Origin of the sequence: Streptomyces sp. NPDC048275 (assembly GCF_040652275.1) — a bacterium.
GTDB lineage: Bacteria > Actinomycetota > Actinomycetes > Streptomycetales > Streptomycetaceae > Streptomyces.
The window spans coordinates 1-2,681 of record NZ_JBEZLR010000229.1; the positions used below are offsets into that span (position 1 = coordinate 1).

The window sequence follows — 2,681 nt, forward strand, 5'->3', positions numbered from 1 at the left end:
GCCCTCGCGGCCCTCCAGGCTCGAGTCCTTGCCCAAACAGGCGAGCCCCACAACAAGATCAAGACGACGTGTTAATGATCTGCAAGCCCTAAGGGGCCAAGGCGGTTCAGGAAGCGGCAGCGCCCCCGTGCGCCTGCGTCACCAGGTCGATCGCGACCTCCAGAACCGCCTTGCGCTTCTCCTCGGGGTCGGCGTCGACGTCCCTGAGGGCGAACAGCCCGGCGTGCATCGAGAAGAGCGCGCTCATGCAACGGACCTGGTCAGTCAACGGCGCGCCCGGGTCCTTGATGATGTCGAGCATGTCCAGCATGCGGCCCTTGAAGGTCTCGCCGATGCTCAGCTCCCGTATCGTCGCCTGGTTCTCCTGCATGAAGCGGAAGAGGGGCGCCGCGCCGTCGAGAGCCTCGCTGTAGCGGCGCAGCACTCCCTGCTTGGTCTCCAGGGTGTGCGGCTGCTGCCTCGCCCACTCGATCAGCTCGTCCAGCGGCCTCGTCAGGTCCTGGAAGAGGCTGATGAGGATCTCTTCCTTGGTCTTGAAGTGGTAGTAGAGCGCCGCCTTGGTGACGTCGAGGTGTTCGGCGATCTCGCGCAGCGAGGTCTTCTCGTAGCCCTGCTCGGAGAAGAGTTCGAGGGCTACGTCCTGGATGCGCTGGCGGGTGTCCCCGCGGCGCTGTCGCTTCGTGCCGTCCATGATGTCGCCGCCCATCCTTGTGCTCCCCGCACTCCTTGAAACGTACGCGTCGCCCGACTGGTAAATCCAGGCAAACTTACTTGACGCCCGGCTAGTTACGAGGCTACTTTCCCCAGTGTAGTCAACTTGCCGGTCGGCAAGTAAGTAGGCGGGTGGGGGCAGTCGCTCCAGCGCCGGTGAGCATGCGGCAGGACCAGGGGAGTGGGAACGATGGCGGACACCGCGAAAGCGGTCATAGCGACCGAAAAGCAGCCAGAGCGGCAGCCGGATCAACAGCCGGATCAACCGTCGGATCAGCAGGCAGAGCAGCAGGCAGAGCACAAGCCGCGCAGCGTGCGCGTCGTGCTGTTCGCGCTCATGATCGCGATGATGCTGGCGATGCTCGACAACATGATCGTGGGCACGGCGATGCCGACGATCGTGGGCGAACTGGGCGGACTCGAACACCTGTCGTGGGTCGTCACCGGGTACACCCTCGCGACCGCCGCCTCCACCCCGATCTGGGGCAAGCTCGGCGACATGTACGGGCGCAAGGGCGCCTTCATGACCTCGATCGTGATCTTCCTGATCGGCTCCGCGCTCAGCGGCATGGCCCAGGACATGGGGCAGCTCATCGGCTTCCGCGCCATTCAGGGACTCGGCGCCGGCGGTCTGATGGTCGGTGTCATGGCGATCATCGGTGACCTGATTCCGCCGCGGGAGCGCGGCAAGTACCAGGGCATGATGGCCGGCGTCATGGCGCTCGCGATGATCGGCGGTCCGCTGGTCGGCGGCACCATCACCGACAACTGGGGCTGGCGCTGGTCCTTCTACATCAACCTGCCGCTCGGCGTCGTCGCGCTCCTCGCCGTCAGCGCCGTACTGCACCTGCCGAAGAAGCGGGTCCAGGCGAAGATCGACTACCTCGGTGCCGGACTGCTGGCCCTCGGTATCTCCGCCATCGTCCTCGTCACCACCTGGGGCGGCAGCGAGTACGCGTGGGGCTCGGCCAGGATTATGGAGCTCATCGGCATCGGCGTCGCCGCGCTCGTCGGCTTCGTCTTCGTACAGACCAAGGCCGCCGCGCCGATCATGCCGCTGCACATCTTCCGCAACCGCAACTTCACGCTGATGTCGATCATCGGCTTCATCACCGGCTTCGTGATGTTCGGCGCCGTCCTCTTCCTGCCGCTGTACCAGCAGTCCGTGCAGGGCGCGTCCGCGACCAACTCCGGGCTGTTGCTCCTGCCGATGCTCGGCGCGATGCTGGTCACCTCGATGGTCGCCGGGCGGGTCACCACCGACAGCGGCCGGTACAAGGTGTTCCCGCTCGCCGGCGGTGTGCTGATGACGGTGGGTCTGTACCTGCTCGCGCAGATGGACACCGACACGAGCAGGCTGACCTCGGGGCTGTACATGGCCGTGCTCGGCCTGGGCATGGGCTGCCTGATGCAGGTCACCATGCTGGTCGCGCAGAACAGCGTCGAGATGAAGGACATGGGTGTCGCGTCCTCGTCCACGACCCTCTTCCGTACGCTCGGCTCGTCCTTCGGTGTCGCGATCATGGGTGCGCTGTTCAACAACCGGGTCCAGGACGTGATGTCCGAGCGGGCCGGGGCGCTGGGATCGAAGATCACCGAGCAGTCGGCTCAGCTCGATGCGGCCAGCCTTGCCAAGCTGCCGGCCGAGGCTCGCGAGGCGTACCAGCACGCGGTGTCCAGCGGTACGCACTCCGCGTTCCTGCTGGGAGCGGTGGTGGCGGTGGCCGTTCTGGTGGCCGCGGTGTTCGTGAAGGAGGTTCCGCTTCGGGGGGCCGGGTCGGCTGCGGCTGAGCCGGGTGAGGATCCGGCGAGTGGCTCTCCGTCGAAGGGAACCGTGGCCGTCTAGCCCTGCTTGATCCGAAGGCCCCCGGCGTGTCCTTGAGTTCTAGTGGTCGTTGCAACACCCCAGCTCAGGGGATGCAATGGACTTCGAGATACGCAAGGACCGGGGGCCGCAGGGGCGAAGGAAG

The 2,681-nt window shown here is 65.9% G+C and carries 2 protein-coding genes; one reads left to right on the forward strand and one right to left on the reverse strand.

Annotation, left to right across the window (positions count from 1 at the left end):
- Positions 1–106: 106 nt before the first annotated feature.
- Positions 107–706, reverse strand: a complete 600-nt coding sequence (locus AB0D57_RS47505; protein ID WP_362088737.1) for a helix-turn-helix domain-containing protein — start codon at positions 704–706, stop codon at positions 107–109.
- A gap of 195 nt (positions 707–901) precedes the next feature.
- On the opposite strand from AB0D57_RS47505, the gene AB0D57_RS47510 reads away from it, so the two are divergent.
- Positions 902–2,557, forward strand: a complete 1,656-nt coding sequence (locus tag AB0D57_RS47510; protein ID WP_362088738.1) for an MDR family MFS transporter — start codon at positions 902–904, stop codon at positions 2,555–2,557.
- The last annotated feature ends 124 nt before the right edge of the window (positions 2,558–2,681 follow it).